Raw genomic sequence first — 17,023 nt, forward strand, 5'->3', positions numbered from 1 at the left:
GCCGATCGGTACGCTTCAGACATGTTCGCGTTTTTGCCTGACCTGCCCGGGGTGAACGACATACGCGCCTTGGCCGACCGCGTCGACACCGCCCGCCACCACGGCGTACCGAATGGTTGCGTGCTCGAATTCAGCCTGCGCAGCCTGCCGCCGGAGACCACCGGATTCGACCCGGTCACCATCATCACCGGTGGTGGCCGGCAGCTGCCGTTGCGCGAGGCGGTCGCCGCGATACACCGCGCCGCCGAAGATCCGCGGGTCGCCGGGCTGATCGCGCGGGTGCAACTGCCGGCGTCGCCCATCGGCGCGGTCCAGGAGTTGCGCGACGCCATCGCTGCCTTCAGCGCGGTCAAGCCGTCGCTGGCCTGGGCCGAGACCTATCCGGGCACCTTGTCCTACTACCTGGCGTCGGCTTTCGGCGAGGTCTGGATGCAGCCATCCGGTGAGGTGGGATTGATCGGGTTCGCGGCCAATGCCATGTTCCTGCGCGATGCGCTGGACAAGGTGGGTATCGAGGCCCAGTTCATTGCGCGCGGCGAATACAAGTCGGCGGCAAACCTTTTCACCGAAGACGGGTTCACCGACGCGCACCGCGAGGCGGTGACGCGGATGCTGGAAAGCCTGCAGGACCAGGTCTGGAAGGCGGTCGCCGAATCGCGCGGCATCGATGCCGGCACCCTGAACGGCGTTGCCGACCGCGCCCCGCTGTTGCGCGACGACGCGGTGGCCGCGGGCCTGGTCGACCGCATCGGGTTCCGCGACGAAGCGTACGCGCATATAGCGGAATTAGTTGGTGCACCGGGTAATTCGCATTCTGAAGAGGTCGCCGACCCGGACCGGGACCCGCCGCGGCTGTACCTGGCCCGGTACGCCGGTTCGGCCCGATCGCGGCTGGCGCCGGCGACGCCGTCGCTGCCCGGACGCCGGCCCAAGCCGGCGATCGCCGTGGTCACCGTGGCGGGGGCCATCGTCAATGGTCGCGGCGGCCCGCAGGGCCTCCCGTTCGGTCCGTCCAACGCCGGCGGCGACACGATCGCCGCGGCGCTGCGGGAAGCGGCCGCCGACGAGTCGGTGGCGGCGATCGTGCTACGGGTGGACAGTCCCGGCGGTTCGGTGACCGCATCGGAGACCATCTGGCGGGAGGTGAAGCGGGCCCGGGAGCGGGGCAAGCCGGTGGTGGCGTCGATGGCTTCGGTCGCCGCGTCCGGTGGCTACTACGTCTCTATGGTCGCCGACGCGATCGTGGCGAATCCCGGCACCATCACCGGTTCCATCGGCGTCATCACCGGCAAGCTGGTGGTGCGCGATCTCAAGGATCGCCTCGGCGTCGTCTCCGAAACGGTTCGCACCAACGCCAACGCCGACGCCTGGTCCGCCGACGCACCGTTCACCCCGGAGCAGCGGGCACATCGGGAGGCCGAGGCGGACCTGATCTACACCGACTTCGTGGAGCGCGTCGCACAGGGCCGCAACCTGTCCACCGAGGCGGTGGATCTCGTTGCGCGCGGCCGGGTTTGGACTGGGGCGGACGCACTCGAGCGCGGTCTGGTGGACGAACTGGGCGGCTTTCGCACGGCGGTCCGCCGGGCCAAGGTGCTCGCCGGACTGGACCCCGACGCGCAGGTGCGCCTCGTGGACTACCCGGGCTCGTCGCTGCTGGACATGCTGCGCCCGCGGGCCTCGTCGCAGCCGGCCGCCGCATCGCTGCCGGAAGCCGTCGGCGCGTTGCTCACGCGTTCGGTCGCCGGCGTCGTAGCGAATCTGGAGCAGACGATCAACGGGTCCAGCGTGTTGTGGGTGGGCCAGACCCGCTTCTGACCCGGTCGTCGTCAGGCCAGTCGGCCGCTGATGAAGATGATCTCGCCGAGCGGATCGTTGTCCTGCGGGTCGGGAACGTGCAATCCGTGCCGCTCGAACAACTCGGTGCGCGTCACCCCTTCGACGTCCCAGCCCTTGCCGCGCAGGTAGTCGACGACATGGTTGCGTGCACCGGAGTACACCAGTGACGCCATGTCGATGTCGACACCGTGGTCGCGGAATCCGCCGGACATCTGGCTGACCTTGTCGGCATCGAAATCGATTATGCCGGGCACGAATTCGGTCGCCACCGTGCTTCCGGGCACACTGAGTGCGGTGATGTTGTCGAACAGCCGGTCCTGGGCGTCCGGGGGCAGGTAGATCAGCAGTCCCTCAGCCAGCCAGGCCGTCGGCTGCGTCGGGTCCAGACCGGCTTGCCTCAGCGCCGTCGGCCAGTCCCCGCGCAGGTCGATCGCGACGGTGCGCCGGGTCGCGGTGGGCTGCGCGCCGAGACCGGCCAGCGTGTTTGTCTTGAATTCGATGACCTGGGGCTGGTCGATCTCGTACACCACCGTTCCGTCCGGCCAGGGCAACCGGTAGGCCCGCGCGTCCAGCCCCGAGGCCAGGATGACCACCTGCCGGATCCCGGCCTCGGTCGCCCGCGCGAAGTAATCGTCAAAGTACTTGGTGCGCACGCCCATTCCGTCGATCATCGCCTGCACCCGCTCCGGCGTGATGTTCTCGAAGGACTCGGGGTCGAGCTCACCGTCCATCATCTTGGTGAAGAAATCCACCCCGACCGCGCGCACCAGCGGTTCGGCGAACGGGTCGTCGATCAACCCGTCGGGCGCGTTGGTCACCATTGCCCGGCCAGCCGCGACCATGGTCGCGGTGGCGCCAACGCTGGACGCGAGATCCCAGTTGTCGTCGTGAGCGCGTGGCATGCCCGTCCTACCTCTCAGTTCGCTGCGTGCTTCCGGTCCAGGGTGCCACTGACGTAGACCATCTCGATTTTGGGTGCACCCTCCTCCTCGACTGCCGGCGGAAGGCCGTTGGCGGCCCGCAGCTCGGGCAGTGGGACCGTGTCGAGCTTCCACCCGTGGTCGGCAAGATAGGACGCTGCCTCGTTGCGCTCACCGAGATAGATCAGGGCGCTCATGTCCAGGTCGAAACCATGCGCGCGCCAACGCTCGGACGTCTTCTGCATGTGCTGCTTGAGTAGCGCCTCGTCGGTCGTCTCGGTGCCCCGCATGCTCTCGGTGGCCAGTCGGCTGCCCGGCGCGCTGAGTTCGGTGATGGTGTCCAGCAGCCGGTCCTGAGCTTCCGGTGGCAGGTACCCCAGCAGTCCCTCGGCGCTCCACGCCGTCGGCTTGCCGGGATCGAATCCCGCCTCCCGCAACGCAGCCGGCCAGTCGTCGCGCAGGTCGACAGCGACCGCGCGCCGGATTGCGCTGGGCGTGGCGCCCAGCTCGGCCAGGGTGCGCGACTTGAACTCGATGACTTGCGGCTGATCGATCTCGTACACCACGGTGCCGTTCGGCCACGGCAGCCGGTAGGCGCGAGCGTCAAGTCCCGAGGCCAGGATCACCGCCTGTTTGATGCCCGAGCTGGTGGCCTCCAGGAAGAACTCGTCGAAGAATTTGGTGCGCACCGCCATGTTCTCGGCCACGTTGGCCACTGGGGCGAAGGGGCGCTGCGGGTCGTTGTCGAGGTCGGCGACCGTCATCTCCCCGGTGGCCAGCCGCGTGAGCAGGTCCACCCCGACCGCCTGTACCAGCGGTTCGGCGAACGGGTCGTTGATCAGCGGATTGTCCGCGCGGGTTGCCATTGCCCGGCCGGCGGCGACCATGGTCGCGGTGACCCCCACGCTGGACGCGAGATCCCAGGTGTCTCCGTCGTGCCGTGAACTGCTTGATGTCATGGCGAGCCTCATTCCGAAGTCACAGGATGATACTTAGCCAATATAACAAAATTTTTCCGGCGGGATTCCGGTCCCGGCGGCGTCGGGGGTGGGGGCGGGCGCCGGAACCGCGCTGGTCCGGGATCTAGTCCGGGCGGGTCGCCTGGTAAAAGGCGAGTTGCCCGAGCAGCCGGTGTGGCTGCGCGGCGACCTGAGCGCAGTCGAAACCGACGCCGCGCAGCAGATTCGGGATCGCGTCGCCCAGATTGCCGGCCGCGTGATGGTTGCGTTTCATTATTCGCGCCAGCAATCCGCCGTGGTGCGCCGCGTCTCCGCCGAGGTCGACCAGATGCAACCGGCCGCCGGGCCGCAGCACCCGGAATACTTCCTGTGCCGCTGCGGCTTTGGCCTGTCCGTCGAGATGATGAAACATCATCGACGACAACACCCGGTCGAATTCGCCGTCGCCGTAGGGGAGCCGCTGGGCGTAGACCTGCTCGAACCGGATCCCGCTCAGTCCGGTGGCCTTTCGCCGGGCCCGGGCCAGCGCCCGCGGGTCCGGGTCGGAGCCGACCGCGTCGATGCCGGGACGAGCCCGCTTGGCCGCGATCGTCACATTTCCGGTGCCGCAACCGATGTCCAGCACCCGCTGGCCGTCGGTGAGCTCGGCCTGCTCGATCAGTTTCGGATAGCTGTCACGCATACCCATCAACCGGGTGATCAGGTCGTACGCGGGAAGCAGCGCGTCGTGGCCGGCCGCCGGCAAATAGTCGTGGTGTGAATGATTTGTCGTCACATGATCCATGATGAGCGGTTGCAGCAGGCCGTGATTGGGTGATCTTCGCCAAAAGTAGGATTATCTTTGGCACGGTGCCCTCACCTGCCCGGCTGGCCCGGTACCGCGGCGGCGTGCCCGTCTATCAGTATCGAACCGGTCCTGACACGCCTCCGGTGTCGGTGGCGCGGCGCGGCGACCTCACCGAACGCGAACGACACATCCACGACTTCCCGGCGCTCTGGTATGTCCCCGCCGCCGGGCAGGTGTACGTTGCGGCCGCGGGCGAAATTCTGGACCCTCGCGACGTCGTTCCCCCCGCCGAGGGAGTCGCGGTCTTCTTCGACCCCGCGGCGCTGGGAGAGGACGTGCGATCGCCCTGGCCCACCTGGCAGTCGCACCCACTGCTGTTCCCGTTCCTGCACGGACACTCCGGTGGGGTCCTGCTCCTGGATGTGCCGGCTGCACGAAGAACGCTATGGGACAACGCAATCCGGTCCATCGAGTCCGAACTGAGCACGCGGCAACGGGGGTACCGGCAGGCTGCCCTGGCGCATCTGACCCTGCTATTGATCGAGCTAGCCCGGATCTCCGGCGACGTGGTGGCCGATCTACGGCGCAGCGGTGAACCATTGTTGGCCGAGGTGTTCGCGGTGATCGACCGCCGCCTCGGCGATCCGCTGTCGCTGCGGGGTGTGGCGGCCGAGGTCGGCATGACCCCGGGCCATCTCACCACCGTGGTGCGCCGGCGCACCGGGCGCACCGTGCAGGACTGGATCATCGAGCGGCGCATGGCGCAAGCCCGAGACCTGCTGACCGAGACCGACCTACCCGTCGCGGAGGTGGCCCGGCGGATCGGCATTGGCGATCCCGGCTACTTCAGCCGGCTGTTCCGCCGGACGCACGGCAGCACGCCCCGGCAGTGGCGGACGGATCAGCGCCTACAGCGTTGAGGTCCCGCATCCAACGGAATCCTGTTGAACACCAACCAGGTCGAGGCCGGGGAGCCGAAGCCACTGCTACCAACATGACCGTGTACAAGTCGCTGCCGGTACGCCTGGGCTAGAGCCGCGCGAAGTCCAGCCAGCGCTCGACGTCGAAGCCGCTGTCGACGGGACGCAGCGTCGCACCACCGTGGCCGGGGTAGTGCGCGGGCACCACGGCCGCGCCCGACTGGGCGGCCTCGCTGAAGATGCGACGCCGGGCAGCCGCGGCGGCGCCGGCGTCGACGTCGAACCCGCAGGCGTCGTCGGGCCGGCGCAGCTGCACCGGGCTGTGGGTGAGGTCGCCGACGAAGACGGCGGGCCGGCCGGCGTCCAGCCACAGCACCGAGGCACCCGGGGTGTGGCCGGCCGCCGGCCGTAACCGCAGCGCAGGGCTGATCTGGTAATCGTCGGACCATTGGACGATCTGTTCGTCGACGGGCAGCACGCTGTCCTCGAACACCAGGCGATTGCCGCGCTGGGCCAGCTCCTCCTCCGCGCTGCGCGGCGGTTGCCGCGCCGCCGGCCCGTCCGGATGGAAGTGGCGGTAATCGGCCGCCGGCACCAGATATCGGGCATTGGGGAAGGTCGGCACCCAAGAACCCTTGTCCAGCATGGTGTTCCACCCGACGTGATCGGAGTGCAGGTGGGTGTTGACCACCACATCGACGGCGCGGCGGTCGATGCCGGCGCCCTGCAGCGCGGCCAAAAAGCCGGTGTCGAGGTGATCCAGCGGCGGCATGTGGGGCCGGACGCGGCCGTTGCCGACGCCGGTGTCCACCACCACGGTCAGCCCGTCGACCTCGACGACCCAGGTTTGGATGGCAATGTGCCACTGGTCGGTGTCCAGGTCGACGAAGTCCGGCACCAGCAGGTCGTCGTTGTCACGCCACACCGGCGGCGGCGTGTGCGCGAAGGCGCGGGTGGGCAGCTCGAACCGCAGTTCCACCACCCGCGTCACGGCGGCGCGGCCGAGCTGGACTCGATCCATCACACTCCTCGCCTCCGCCACGGTGGGTGTGAATCGTACGACGCGTTCGCGTCGCGTCGCGTCGCAGGATCCACAGTCGGCGAGCCGAGGGGCTAAGTGTTGGCCCTCAAGTAGCGGTACACACCGGCGAAGTTGCGGTTCACATCCTCCGGAACCGGCACAGCTCCACCCAGAGCCCTTGCCCCCCAGGCGATTTGAGCGGTCCGCTCAACCAGTGCGGTGATGTGCAACACCTTGTCGGGGCGCGGTCCCACGGCCACCAGGCCGTGATTGGCGATCAGCGCCGCGCCCCGGCCCTCCAGCGCCTTGACCGCGTTGGCGCCGACATCCGGGGTGCCGGAAGCGGCGTAGTCGGCGCAGCGCACGTCGCCGCCGCAGTACACGGCGAACTCGTCGATGCAGGCCGGGATCGGCTGATGGGCCACGGCGAACATGGTGGCCCACACCGGATGGCTGTGGATGACCGCGCCGATGTCGTCGAAGGCCTGAAAACAGGCCAGGTGCAACGCCATCTCGGTGGACGGCATCCGGCCGTCCTTGGCTTGCAGCACAGCACCTTCCGGGTCGACGAGCACCAGGTCGTCGAGTTTCATGTCGGCGTAGTCGACCGACGACGGCGTGATCACCAGGTTCCCGTCGGAGCGGCGCGCCGAAATGTTGCCGGCGGTGCCCTCGACCAAACCGCGGCGCAGCATGTCCTTGGCCGCGGCCAGCACCGCCGCTTCGGTGTTCTCGACATATTTCACGAGCCCAGCACCTCCGGGTTGACGATATGGGCGGGTCTTGCGCCGGACAACAGTGCCTCCAGATCGTCGGCGACCAGCTGCGCCTGCCTGGCCTCGGTGTTCCAGGTGGCTCCGCCGATATGCGGGGTCAGCACCACGTTCGGCATGGCCGCCAGCGGATGGTCGGTGGGCAGCCACTCGCCGGCGAAGTGGTCCAGCCCGGCGGCGGCGACCTTGCCGCTGCGCAGCGCGTCGAGAAGGGCATCGGTGTCGTGCAGCTGGGCACGCGCAGTGTTGAGGAAGACGACGCCGTCGCGCATGGCGGCGAACTGCGCGGCGCCGATCATCCCGGTGGTGTCGTCGGTGACCGGCGCATGCAGCGAGACGACGTCGGATTCGGCCAGCAACTCCTCGAGGCTGTGGTGGGCCTCGTCGCTGTACGGGTCGTAGGCGACGACCCGCAACCCGAGTCCCTCCAATCGCCACCGCGTGGCCCGGCCGACCGCACCGAGGCCCACCAGCCCGGCGGTGCGCCCGGCGATCTCCCAGCCCCGAAATCGTTGATAGGGGATAGTGCCGTCGCGAAACATGTTGCCGCTGCGCACATCCGCGTCCGCGGTCAGCAGGTGGCGGGTGGCGGCCAACAGCAGCGCCACTGTCATCTCGGCGACCGCGTCGGCGTTGCGGGCCGGGGTGTTGAGCACCGGGATGCCGGCGGCGGTGGCGCCCGGGATATCGACGTTGTTGGGGTCGCCGCGCGTCGATGCGATCGCGCGCAGACCCACCTCGAAAACCGGACCTTGCACCGAATCACTTTCCACCACAACGATATCGGCGGATTCAGCGGCGATCCGCTCGGCCAGCTGCTCGGGGCTGTAGATCCGCAGCGGGGTCTGCTCGATCCAGGGGTCGTACACCACGTCGACCAGCTGGCGGAGTTTGTCGAACCCGGGGCCGCGCAGCGGGGCGGTCACCAGGGCACGTGGTCGAGAGCTCACGTCTGCCTATGCTGGCGTACCGTGGCGCCCGTGTCACGCTTCGATGTGCAGGACGTCACGATCGGCATCGACATCGGCACGACTTCGGCCAAGGCGGTCGCGGTCGACGAGAACGGCCGCGTGCACGCCCGGGCGCGGATTCCGCATCAGCTGCGGGTGCCCTCGCCCGACAAACTGGAGCACGACGCCGACGCGGCGTGGCGACAGGGCCCGGTGGCGGCCCTCGAGCAGCTGAACCGGCCGGACGCCAAGGCAGTTGCCGTCTCGTCGATGGTGCCCTCGATGACCGCCGTCGACGCTGCGGGCCGGCCGATCACACCGGGCCTGCTCTACGGCGACAGCCGCGGACGGGTGCCGGGTGCCGCCGAACAACCCCTGCCGGCGCTGGGCGAAGCCGCGGAGTTTCTGCGCTGGACGGCCGCGCAGGCGCCCGACGCAGCCGGGTACTGGCCCGCGCCCGCGGTCGCCAACCACGCGCTGGCCGGCGAAGCGGTCATCGACTTCGCCACCGCGATCACCAGCCTGCCGCTCTTCGACGGCACCGGCTGGAATGCAGCGGCATGCGCCGACTGCGGCGCCCGCGTCCAGCAGATGCCCAGGGTGGAGACATTCGGCACCGCCGCCGGGCGGGTGCGTGGGGCCTCGCCGGACGCCGGCGTGCTGGCGGTGGGCGCCATCGACGCCCTGTGCGAACAGATGGTGGCCGGCGCCGACCACGACGGCGACGTGCTGGTGTTGTGCGGCACCACCCTGATCGTGTGGACCACCATCGCCGATGCCCGGCAGGTGCCGGGGTTGTGGACCATTCCCCACACCGCCGCCGGCAAGAGCCAGATCGGCGGCGCCAGCAATGCCGGTGGGTTGTTCCTCAACTGGGTGGATCGCGTTGTGGCGCAAGCGGATCCGGAGACAGCCGATCCGCGTCGGGTGCCGGTTTGGTTGCCCTACATCCGTGGCGAGCGCACCCCGTTTCACGACCCGGATCGCCGCGCGATGCTCGACGGCGTGGACCTCACCCACGATGCGGCGGCGCTGCGGCGCGCGGCCTACGAGGCGTCCGGGTTCGCCGTTCGCCAGATCTTGGAGCTCGGTGGTGCGCCGGTGCGCCGCATCCTCGCCACCGGCGGGGGTACCCGGCTGCGGCCCTGGATGCAGGCCATCGCCGAGGCGACCGGGCGGCCGGTCGAAGTGTCGGCGGTGGCCGAGGGGGCGGCACTGGGCGCAGCGTTCCTGGCCAGGATGGCGGTCGGTCGCGAGTCGGTGATCACTGATGCGTCCCGATGGGCCGGCGTCGAACAGGTGGTGGAGCCCCGCCCGGATTGGTTGGAGCCGACCAGGGATCGGTATCGCCGGTTCCTGGAACTCAGCGGATCGAAACTGGTCTGACGGTCGCCCATCGAGTGGCGCGCATCCCGGCGCGTCGTTCTAGTCTTATGCAATGACTGACCACGACCAGACCGCCGCCCGTCGAGAGATCGCAGATGCCCTGCTTGCCGCGTTGGAACGGCGGCACGAGGTCGCCGACGCCATCGTCGAGGCGAAGAACAAGGCCGCTGCGGTCGAGTCGATCGTGACACTGCTCGGCACCTCGCACCTGGCCGCGGAAGCCGTGATGAGCATGTCTTTCGAGCAGCTCACCCAGGATGCGCGGGCGAAGATTCTGGCCGAGCTCGAAGACCTGAACAAGCAGCTCAGTTTCGCGGCCAACGAACGCCCGGCCAGTTCGGGGGAGACCCTGGAATTGCGGGCGTTCTCCGCCACCGAGGACCGCGACATCTTCATCATGCGCACCGACGAGATCAAGGCCGCCGGTGACGGGTCCGGTCTGCCCGCGGGGGCCATCGACGACGAGATCAAGGCGGCCCTGAAGCGGCTGCGCGACGAAGAGGCCGCCTGGTTCGTGGCCGTCGACTCCGGCGAGAAGGTCGGCATGGTGTTCGGTGAGCTGCAGCAGGGTGAGGTCAACGTTCGCATCTGGATCCACCCCGAGCACCGCAAGAAGGGCTACGGCACCGCGGCGCTGCGCAAGTCGCGCTCGGAGATGGCCTGGGCTTTTCCGGCGGTACCCATGGTGGTTCGCGCGCCGGCCGCTAAGCCGGAGTAGCGCAACGCAATTGGTGACCGTCAGCGGGTGGCGGTGACGGTCACGATGTTGCGCAGCTGGGCCAGTTCGGATTCCTCGGGGAAACTACGTCCGTACTCGCCGAACAGCTCGCGTCGGGGACGGGTGTGTACCTGCCAGCCCAGCCCGCTCAGGTAGTCGACGACGTTGTTGCGCTTGCCGTCGTAGAACAATCCGGACAGATCGATGTCGCAACCGAAATCGGCCCACCGCTGACTGAACTGTTGGGCGCGTTCGGACATCGCCACCCCGGAGTCGGGGTGGTACTCGGTGGCCAGTCGGCTACCCGGCCCGCTGAGCGTGGTGATGTTGTCGAAAAGCAGGTCCTGCGCTTCGGGTGGCAGGTACATCAGCAGCCCCTCGGCGATCCACGCCGTCGCCCGCGACGGATCGAATCCGTTATGGCGCAGCGCGGCCGGCCAGTCGTCGCGCAGATCGACGCTGACCGACTTGCGGTGCGCGGAAGGGCTGGCGCCCAACGCGGCCATGGTGGCGTTCTTGAACTCGATGACCTTGGGCTGGTCGATCTCGTAGACCACGGTGCCCCGCGGCCAGGACAACCGGTACCCGCGGGCGTCCAGGCCGGAAGCCAGGATCACCGACTGCCGGATGCCGGCGCGGGCGGCGTCGAGCAGGAACTCGTCGAAGAAGCGGGTGCGGACCGCGATCGAATCGATCTCGAGCTGGAAATCGTGCTCGGCCCGCTCGCCCGGAAGGTTGCCGTCGACCAGGCGGGTGAAGAAATCCAGGCCGACCGCGCGCACCAGCGGCGCCGCGAACCGGTCATCGATGATCGGATTGTCCTGTCTGCTGGCCACGGCGCGGGCGGCAGCGACCATCGTCGCGGTAGCGCCCACGCTCGACGCCAGGTCCCAGCTGTCTCCGGTGGATCGTTGCGATTCGATGGACATGGCTACCGTCGCTCCGCGGTCAGGAAGACCACCTCGCCGAACGGGGCGTCGTCGGCCTCGGCCGGTTGCAGCCCGTGGGCGGCGAACAAGTCGGCGTTGCCCACCCTGGTGGTGTGCCAACCGTGCGCTGCCAGATACGTGCCGGCATCCGTACGGTCGTCGAAATACACCAGCGCGGCCATGTCGAAGTCGAGTCCGTGCCGGCTCCATCGTTCGTTCTGGCGCTTCATCCGGCGGCGGAGTTCGTCCTCGTTGAGCGCATTGATGTCGAGCAGGCCTTCGGTGGCGAATCGGCTGCCGGGCACGCTCAGCGCCGTGATCTGGTCCAGCAGCCGGTCCTGAGCCTCGGCCGGCAGATAACCCAACAAACCCTCGGCGATCCACGCGGTGCGCTGCGCCGGGTCGAAGCCGGCGTCGCGCAGCGCCGCCGGCCAGTCCTCGCGTAGGTCGACGGCCACCGTCCGGCGCTGCGCCGTCGGCTGCGCATCCAGGCCGGCCAATGTGGCGGTCTTGAACGCGATCACGGCCGGCTGGTCGACCTCGAAGACGGTGGTGCCCGCGGGCCAGCGCAGCCGGTAGGCCCGTGAGTCCAGGCCGGCGGCCAGGATCACCGCCTGCCGGATGCCGGCCGCGGTCGCGTCGCCGAAGAAGTCGTCGAAGAACCTGGTGCGCACCGCCATCGCGTTGGCGAAGTGCTCGGTGCCGCGGGCCGTCTCCTCGTCGAGTTCGCCCGCGTCCAGTTCACCGCTGGCCAGCCGGGCGAAGAAGTCGACGCCCACGGCCCGTACCAGTGGCTCCGCGAACTGGTCCGTGGCCACCGCACCGGCGCCGGCAGTGTCCCGGGCGGCGACGGCACGCGCCGCCGCGACCATGGTGGCCGTCAGGCCCACGCTGGATGCCAGGTCCCATGTGTCGCCCTCGAACCGAGCGCTGGGCATCTGGGTCATTCGTACGCTCCCGATAGTCAGATCTGATACTTAGCAAATATAACGAGCTATCCCGACTGTACGCCGCCGTCGCCGCCCGTCGCGGTGGTCCCAGAGCGGCCCTGGCAGGGCCGGCCCACATCAACTGTTAGTCTCGTACACGGTTTGACGCGCCCTGGCCTGCTGGTATCGGGCAGGTGTACGCGGAATAACCCCAGGAACGATCAGAAAAAGGACCCAACCGGCCAATCCCGGTCGACATGCCGTACCAGAGTTCGGCTGCGCAGGAGGAAGAGTGCTTTCGGCTTTCATCTCATCGCTGCGAACAGTCGACCTGAGACGGAAGATTCTCTTCACGCTGGGCATCGTCATCCTGTACCGCGTCGGCGCCACGCTGCCGTCGCCCGGGGTCAACTTCCACAACGTCCAGCAGTGCATCAAAGAGGCCAGCGGTGGACAGGCCGGACAGATCTACTCGCTGATCAACCTGTTCTCCGGCGGGGCGTTGCTGAAGCTGACGGTGTTCGCGGTGGGCGTGATGCCCTACATCACCGCGAGCATCATCGTGCAGCTGCTCACCGTGGTCATCCCGCGCTTCGAAGAGCTGCGCAAAGAAGGTCAGGCCGGCCAGGCCAAGATGACGCAGTACACGCGTTACCTCGCGATCGCGCTGGCCATACTGCAGGCCACCAGCATCGTGGCGCTGGCCGCCAATGGCGGGCTGCTGCAAGGTTGTTCGCTGGACATCCTGGCCAACCAGACCATCTTCTCCGAGATCGTGATCGTGCTGGTGATGACCGCCGGCGCGGCCCTGGTGATGTGGATGGGTGAGCTGATCACCGAACGCGGCATCGGCAACGGTATGTCGCTGCTGATCTTCGTCGGTATCGCCGCCCGGATTCCGGCCGAAGGCAACCAGATCCTGGAGAGCCGCGGCGGGATGATCTTCGCGGCGGTCTGCGGGGCCGCGCTGCTGATCATCGTCGGCGTGGTGTTCGTCGAGCAGGGCCAGCGGCGGATTCCGGTGCAGTACGCCAAGCGCATGGTGGGACGGCGGATGTACGGCGGAACCTCGACCTACCTGCCACTGAAGGTCAACCAGGCCGGCGTCATCCCGGTGATCTTCGCGTCCTCGCTGATCTACATCCCCAACCTGATCACCCAATTGGTGAACAGCGGCGGCGGCGGTGGCCGCGGCTGGTGGAGCAAATTCGTCAGCAAATATCTGTCCGATCCGAGCAACCCGGTTTACATCGGCATCTATTTCGGCCTGATCATCTTCTTCACGTACTTCTACGTTTCGATCACGTTCAATCCCGACGAACGCGCCGACGAAATGAAGAAGTTCGGCGGCTTCATTCCCGGTATCCGCCCCGGCCGACCGACCGCCGATTACCTGCGCTATGTGCTGAGCCGGATCACCCTGCCCGGCTCGATCTACCTCGGTGTGATCTCGGTGCTGCCCAACGTGTTCCTGCAGATGGGTAACAGCGGCGGGATCCAGAATCTACCCTTCGGGGGAACCGCGGTGCTGATCATGATCGGTGTCGGGTTGGATACGGTCAAGCAAATCGAGAGTCAGCTCATGCAGCGCAACTATGAAGGGTTCCTCAAGTGAGAGTCGTACTGCTTGGTCCGCCGGGGGCGGGCAAGGGAACACAAGCGGAGAAGCTGGCCGAAAAGCTCAACATCCCCCACATATCCACCGGGGAACTGTTCCGTTCGAACATCCAGCAGGGCACCAAGCTCGGGCTGGAGGCCAAGCGTTACCTGGATGCCGGCGACCTGGTGCCATCCGAGCTGACCAACGAACTCGTCGACGCCCGGCTGAACGATTCGGACGCGGCCAACGGGTTCATCCTCGACGGGTACCCGCGCTCGGTCGAACAGGCCAAGGCCCTGCACGACATGTTGCAGCGTCGTGGCACCGACATCGACGCGGTGGTGGAGTTCCGGGTGTCCGAAGACGAACTGCTGACCCGGCTGAAGGGCCGTGGTCGTGCCGACGACACCGAGGACGTCATCCTCAACCGGATGAAGGTCTACCAGGACGAGACCGCGCCGCTGTTGGACTACTACCGCGACGAACTGAAGACTGTCGACGCGGTGGGCACCCTCGACGAGGTGTTCGCCCGCGCGCTGCAGGCATTGGGCAAGTAACCCGATGGGTGCCCTGGCACGACTGCGGGGCCGCCGGGTCGTACCGCAACGCACCGCCGGTGAGCTCGACGCCATGGCCGCGGCGGGCGCCGTGGTCGCCGCGGCGTTGCGCGCGGTGCAGTCCGCCGCCTCAGCCGGAGTGTCCACCCTGGCGCTGGACGAGATCGCCGAATCGGTGATCCGCGAGGCCGGCGCCGTCCCGTCGTTCCTGGGCTACCACGGATACCCGGCTTCGATCTGCTCGTCGGTCAATGACCGTGTGGTGCACGGCATTCCGTCGGCCACCGAGGTCCTCGCGCCCGGTGACCTCGTCTCCATCGACTGCGGCGCCATCCTGGACGGCTGGCACGGCGACGCCGCCGTCACCTTCGGGATCGACAGCCTCATTCCGGCCGACGAAGCCCTGTCCCAGGCCACCAAGGAGTCGCTGGAAGCCGGCATCGCGGCGATGGTCATCGGGAACCGGCTGACCGACGTCTCGCACGCCATCGAAACCGGAACCCGTGCCGCCGCGGCCCGCTACGACCGCGCATTCGGCATCGTCGAGGGGTACGGCGGCCACGGCATCGGCCGGCAGATGCACATGGACCCGTTCCTGCCCAACGAAGGTGTCCCCGGCCGGGGGCCGTTACTGGCGGCCGGATCGGTGCTGGCCATCGAACCGATGTTGACGCTGGGCAGCGGAAAGACGAACGTCCTGGACGACAAATGGACGGTCATCACCATCGACGGGTCCCGCGCGGCGCATTGGGAACACACCGTGGCGGTCACCGAGGATGGTCCGCGTATCCTCACCCTCTGAACCAACTCGCCGCTCGGCTCGTGTCGTAGGCGGGAGGTGATCGAGTGGCTCGCGAGGCCGGGACTTGGGGCGGGTCCGAGACCGCCGAAGCCGCTCTGATGAAGGCGTTGTACGACGAGCATGCCGCGGCCTTGTGGCGTTACGCGCTGCGGTTGACCGGCGATGCCAGCCAGGCCGAGGACGTCGTCCAGGAGACGCTGCTGCGGGCCTGGCAGCACCCCGAGGTCGTCGGCGACGCGGCGCGGTCGGCTCGGGCGTGGTTGTTCACCGTAGCCCGCAACATGATCATCGACGACCGCCGCAGCGCCCGGTTCCGCAATGTCGTGGGATCGATCGACGAGGCCGGGGCGCCGGAGCGGGCCACCCCCGACGAGGTCAACGCGGCCCTCGACCGGCTGTTGATCGGCGACGCGATGGCCCAGCTCTCCATTGACCATCGGGCTGTGATCGAGCGGTCCTACTACCGCGGCTGGACCACCACGCAGATAGCTGACGACCTGAAAATCGCCGAGGGAACGGTGAAGTCGCGGCTGCACTACGCCGTGCGGGCGCTGCGGCTGCAACTGCAGGAACTGGGAGTCACCCGATGATCGCCGTCTGGGCGGTCGTCGGCTCCGAATACGTGAGGATGACGGGAGATGGATGACATGAATCGGCCGTCGTGGGGGCCGTCGGAACGGCACGGCCCGCCCACCGACACGCATCACTATGCGACATGGGATGCCGCTTATGTACTGGGGTCGCTGTCCGCGACGGACCGCCGCGAATTCGAAGACCACCTGGCCGGTTGTCCGGCATGTCGCGACGCCGTCGCCGAACTCAGCGGCATCCCGGCCCTGCTCGCCCAATTGAGCCATGCCGACGTGGATGCGATCAGCGAGTCGGGCTACGTACCGCAGATATCGCCGCGCCTACTGCCGTCGTTGCTGGAGACCGTGCGCGCGCGCCGGCGCCGCACCCGCATCACCACCTGGGCGGCCTCGGTTGCCGCGGCCGTGGTGCTGGGTGTCGGCGTATTGGTGGGTGTGAATGGCGCGGCCGACATTTTCGGGAATCACCCGCAGCCCGCCGCCACGTCGGCCCAACCCATGGCGCAGGTCGGAACCAAGCTGTTGACGTCGACGATTTTGTTCAGCAGCCAGAGCTGGGGGACGATGATCAGCCTGCAGTGCTACTGCTTGGCGCCGCCGGACGCTCACCACGACACCCTTGCCATGGTGATAGTCAATCGCGACGGCAGCCAGACCCGGCTGGCCACCTGGGTGGCCGAGCCCGGCCGCACCGCGAACCCGGCGGGCAGCACCTCGACGCAACTCGACCAGATCGCTTCCGTACGAGTGATTTCCGCCGACAGCGGACAGGTACTGCTGGAACGGACCCTCTGAGAGGGCCGCGTCGAGGGCCCCAGTGCGGTAAGAAAGAGGCGTGGCCGACTCCGCGAAGCGTGATCCCATCGCCGCGGCACGGGCCAATTGGGAGCGGGCCGGATGGGCTGACGTCTCGTCGGGCATGGTTGCCGTGACCTCGGTGATGCGGGCGCATCAGATCCTGCTGGCGCGGGTCGAAGCGGCCCTGCGGCCTTACGACCTGAGCTTCTCCCGGTTCGAACTGCTGCGTCTGCTGGCGTTCAGCCGCACCGGCGCGTTGCCGATCACCAAGGCGTCGGACCGGCTGCAGGTGCACGTCACCAGCGTCACGCATGCGATCCGGCGGTTGGAAGCCGACGGGCTGGTGCGCCGGGTGCCGCATCCCACCGACGGGCGGACCACGCTGGTCGAGATCACCGAACTCGGCCGGTCCACCGTCGAGGACGCCACCGTCACCCTCAACGAGCAGGTGTTCGCCGACATCGGGATGGGGGCCGACGAGTCGGAGGCGCTGGTGTCGTCGATCGAGACGTTGCGTCGCCACGCGGGCGACTTCTAGGACCCGC

General features: G+C 68.1%; 18 protein-coding genes. 10 read left to right on the top strand and 8 right to left on the bottom strand.

Annotation, left to right across the window (positions count from 1 at the left end; all coding sequences use genetic code 11):
* Nucleotides 1-21: 21 nt before the first annotated feature.
* Nucleotides 22-1,818, top strand: coding sequence for a signal peptide peptidase SppA (gene sppA / locus MKCMC460_RS06525; RefSeq protein WP_236981191.1), 1,797 nt, complete (start codon nt 22-24; stop codon nt 1,816-1,818).
* A gap of 11 nt (nt 1,819-1,829) precedes the next feature.
* Here sppA and MKCMC460_RS06530 read toward each other — a convergent pair whose 3' ends face one another.
* The 3 genes from MKCMC460_RS06530 to MKCMC460_RS06540 all read right to left on the bottom strand — a co-directional run bounded on the left by MKCMC460_RS06530 (nt 1,830) and on the right by MKCMC460_RS06540 (nt 4,502).
* Entirely contained in the window at nt 1,830-2,741 is a 912-nt protein-coding gene (locus tag MKCMC460_RS06530) for a class I SAM-dependent methyltransferase (protein WP_236981193.1), read from the bottom strand.
* A 14-nt stretch (nt 2,742-2,755) separates the two neighbouring features.
* Nucleotides 2,756-3,718, bottom strand: a complete 963-nt coding sequence (locus tag MKCMC460_RS06535) for a class I SAM-dependent methyltransferase (protein WP_236981195.1) — start codon at nt 3,716-3,718, stop codon at nt 2,756-2,758.
* 124 nt (nt 3,719-3,842) lie between these two features.
* A complete protein-coding gene (locus MKCMC460_RS06540) occupies nt 3,843-4,502 on the bottom strand; it encodes a class I SAM-dependent methyltransferase (RefSeq protein ID WP_370653078.1) in 660 nt (219 codons plus the stop codon).
* A gap of 65 nt (nt 4,503-4,567) precedes the next feature.
* On the opposite strand from MKCMC460_RS06540, the gene MKCMC460_RS06545 reads away from it, so the two are divergent.
* Nucleotides 4,568-5,425, top strand: coding sequence for an AraC family transcriptional regulator (locus tag MKCMC460_RS06545; RefSeq protein ID WP_236981199.1), 858 nt, complete (start codon nt 4,568-4,570; stop codon nt 5,423-5,425).
* Between the two features lie 109 nt (nt 5,426-5,534).
* On the opposite strand, the gene MKCMC460_RS06550 is transcribed toward MKCMC460_RS06545, so the two are convergent.
* The 3 genes from MKCMC460_RS06550 to MKCMC460_RS06560 form a co-directional block, all read right to left on the bottom strand.
* Entirely contained in the window at nt 5,535-6,446 is a 912-nt protein-coding gene (locus MKCMC460_RS06550; protein ID WP_236981201.1) for an MBL fold metallo-hydrolase, read from the bottom strand.
* A gap of 92 nt (nt 6,447-6,538) precedes the next feature.
* Nucleotides 6,539-7,192 (bottom strand): L-fuculose-phosphate aldolase, encoded by a 654-nt coding sequence (locus MKCMC460_RS06555; protein WP_236981202.1) that lies wholly within the window; start codon nt 7,190-7,192, stop codon nt 6,539-6,541.
* Nucleotides 7,189-8,169 carry an NAD(P)-dependent oxidoreductase gene (locus MKCMC460_RS06560; RefSeq protein WP_238305416.1) on the bottom strand — a complete coding sequence of 327 codons (981 nt, stop codon included), beginning with the start codon at nt 8,167-8,169 and terminating at the stop codon, nt 7,189-7,191. Before MKCMC460_RS06560 ends, MKCMC460_RS06555 begins: the two co-directional genes overlap by 4 nt.
* A gap of 45 nt (nt 8,170-8,214) precedes the next feature.
* Here MKCMC460_RS06560 and MKCMC460_RS06565 point away from each other — a divergent pair, with 45 nt between their 5' ends.
* A complete protein-coding gene (locus tag MKCMC460_RS06565; protein ID WP_236983824.1) occupies nt 8,215-9,555 on the top strand; it encodes an FGGY-family carbohydrate kinase in 1,341 nt (446 codons plus the stop codon).
* 52 nt (nt 9,556-9,607) lie between these two features.
* Nucleotides 9,608-10,273: a GNAT family N-acetyltransferase gene (locus tag MKCMC460_RS06570; protein WP_236981203.1), complete on the top strand. Its 666-nt coding sequence runs from the start codon at nt 9,608-9,610 to the stop codon at nt 10,271-10,273.
* 20 nt (nt 10,274-10,293) lie between these two features.
* Here the strand turns inward: MKCMC460_RS06570 and MKCMC460_RS06575 are convergent, their stop codons facing one another.
* A complete protein-coding gene (locus MKCMC460_RS06575) occupies nt 10,294-11,202 on the bottom strand; it encodes a class I SAM-dependent methyltransferase (protein WP_236981204.1) in 909 nt (302 codons plus the stop codon).
* 2 nt (nt 11,203-11,204) lie between these two features.
* Complete coding sequence (locus tag MKCMC460_RS06580) at nt 11,205-12,149, bottom strand: SAM-dependent methyltransferase (RefSeq protein ID WP_370653079.1); 945 nt, start codon at nt 12,147-12,149, stop codon at nt 11,205-11,207.
* Between the two features lie 274 nt (nt 12,150-12,423).
* On the opposite strand from MKCMC460_RS06580, the gene secY reads away from it, so the two are divergent.
* From secY to MKCMC460_RS06610, 6 genes are read left to right on the top strand one after another with little or no spacing between them, the layout of a single operon-like run.
* Complete coding sequence (gene secY, locus MKCMC460_RS06585; RefSeq protein WP_236981205.1) at nt 12,424-13,746, top strand: preprotein translocase subunit SecY; 1,323 nt, start codon at nt 12,424-12,426, stop codon at nt 13,744-13,746.
* Nucleotides 13,743-14,288 (top strand): adenylate kinase, encoded by a 546-nt coding sequence (locus MKCMC460_RS06590; RefSeq protein ID WP_236981206.1) that lies wholly within the window; start codon nt 13,743-13,745, stop codon nt 14,286-14,288. Before secY ends, MKCMC460_RS06590 begins: the two co-directional genes overlap by 4 nt.
* A gap of 4 nt (nt 14,289-14,292) precedes the next feature.
* Nucleotides 14,293-15,090 carry a type I methionyl aminopeptidase gene (gene map / locus MKCMC460_RS06595; protein ID WP_236981207.1) on the top strand — a complete coding sequence of 266 codons (798 nt, stop codon included), beginning with the start codon at nt 14,293-14,295 and terminating at the stop codon, nt 15,088-15,090.
* Between the two features lie 44 nt (nt 15,091-15,134).
* Nucleotides 15,135-15,680, top strand: a complete 546-nt coding sequence (locus tag MKCMC460_RS06600; RefSeq protein WP_255731138.1) for a sigma-70 family RNA polymerase sigma factor — start codon at nt 15,135-15,137, stop codon at nt 15,678-15,680.
* A gap of 48 nt (nt 15,681-15,728) precedes the next feature.
* Complete coding sequence (locus tag MKCMC460_RS06605; protein WP_370653080.1) at nt 15,729-16,475, top strand: anti-sigma factor; 747 nt, start codon at nt 15,729-15,731, stop codon at nt 16,473-16,475.
* A 40-nt stretch (nt 16,476-16,515) separates the two neighbouring features.
* Nucleotides 16,516-17,016, top strand: a complete 501-nt coding sequence (locus tag MKCMC460_RS06610) for a MarR family winged helix-turn-helix transcriptional regulator (protein WP_236981208.1) — start codon at nt 16,516-16,518, stop codon at nt 17,014-17,016.
* Nucleotides 17,017-17,023 lie beyond the last annotated feature (7 nt).

The sequence above is a fragment of the Mycobacterium sp. 20KCMC460 genome, assembly GCF_022179425.1.
Lineage (GTDB): Bacteria > Actinomycetota > Actinomycetes > Mycobacteriales > Mycobacteriaceae > Mycobacterium > Mycobacterium kiyosense.

Excerpts from the sequence above, each read along its gene's own strand:
- sppA (WP_236981191.1), top strand. The coding sequence starts at position 22 with ATGTTCGCGTTTTTGCCTGACCTGCCCGGGGTGAACGACATACGCGCC.
- MKCMC460_RS06530 (WP_236981193.1), bottom strand. The coding sequence starts at position 2,741 with ATGCCACGCGCTCACGACGACAACTGGGATCTCGCGTCCAGCGTTGGC.
- MKCMC460_RS06535 (WP_236981195.1), bottom strand. The coding sequence starts at position 3,718 with ATGACATCAAGCAGTTCACGGCACGACGGAGACACCTGGGATCTCGCG.
- MKCMC460_RS06540 (WP_370653078.1), bottom strand. The coding sequence starts at position 4,502 with ATGGATCATGTGACGACAAATCATTCACACCACGACTATTTGCCGGCG.
- MKCMC460_RS06550 (WP_236981201.1), bottom strand. The coding sequence starts at position 6,446 with ATGGATCGAGTCCAGCTCGGCCGCGCCGCCGTGACGCGGGTGGTGGAA.
- MKCMC460_RS06570 (WP_236981203.1), top strand. The coding sequence starts at position 9,608 with ATGACTGACCACGACCAGACCGCCGCCCGTCGAGAGATCGCAGATGCC.
- MKCMC460_RS06575 (WP_236981204.1), bottom strand. The coding sequence starts at position 11,202 with ATGTCCATCGAATCGCAACGATCCACCGGAGACAGCTGGGACCTGGCG.
- MKCMC460_RS06580 (WP_370653079.1), bottom strand. The coding sequence starts at position 12,149 with ATGACCCAGATGCCCAGCGCTCGGTTCGAGGGCGACACATGGGACCTG.
- map (WP_236981207.1), top strand. The coding sequence starts at position 14,293 with ATGGGTGCCCTGGCACGACTGCGGGGCCGCCGGGTCGTACCGCAACGC.
- MKCMC460_RS06605 (WP_370653080.1), top strand. The coding sequence starts at position 15,729 with ATGGATGACATGAATCGGCCGTCGTGGGGGCCGTCGGAACGGCACGGC.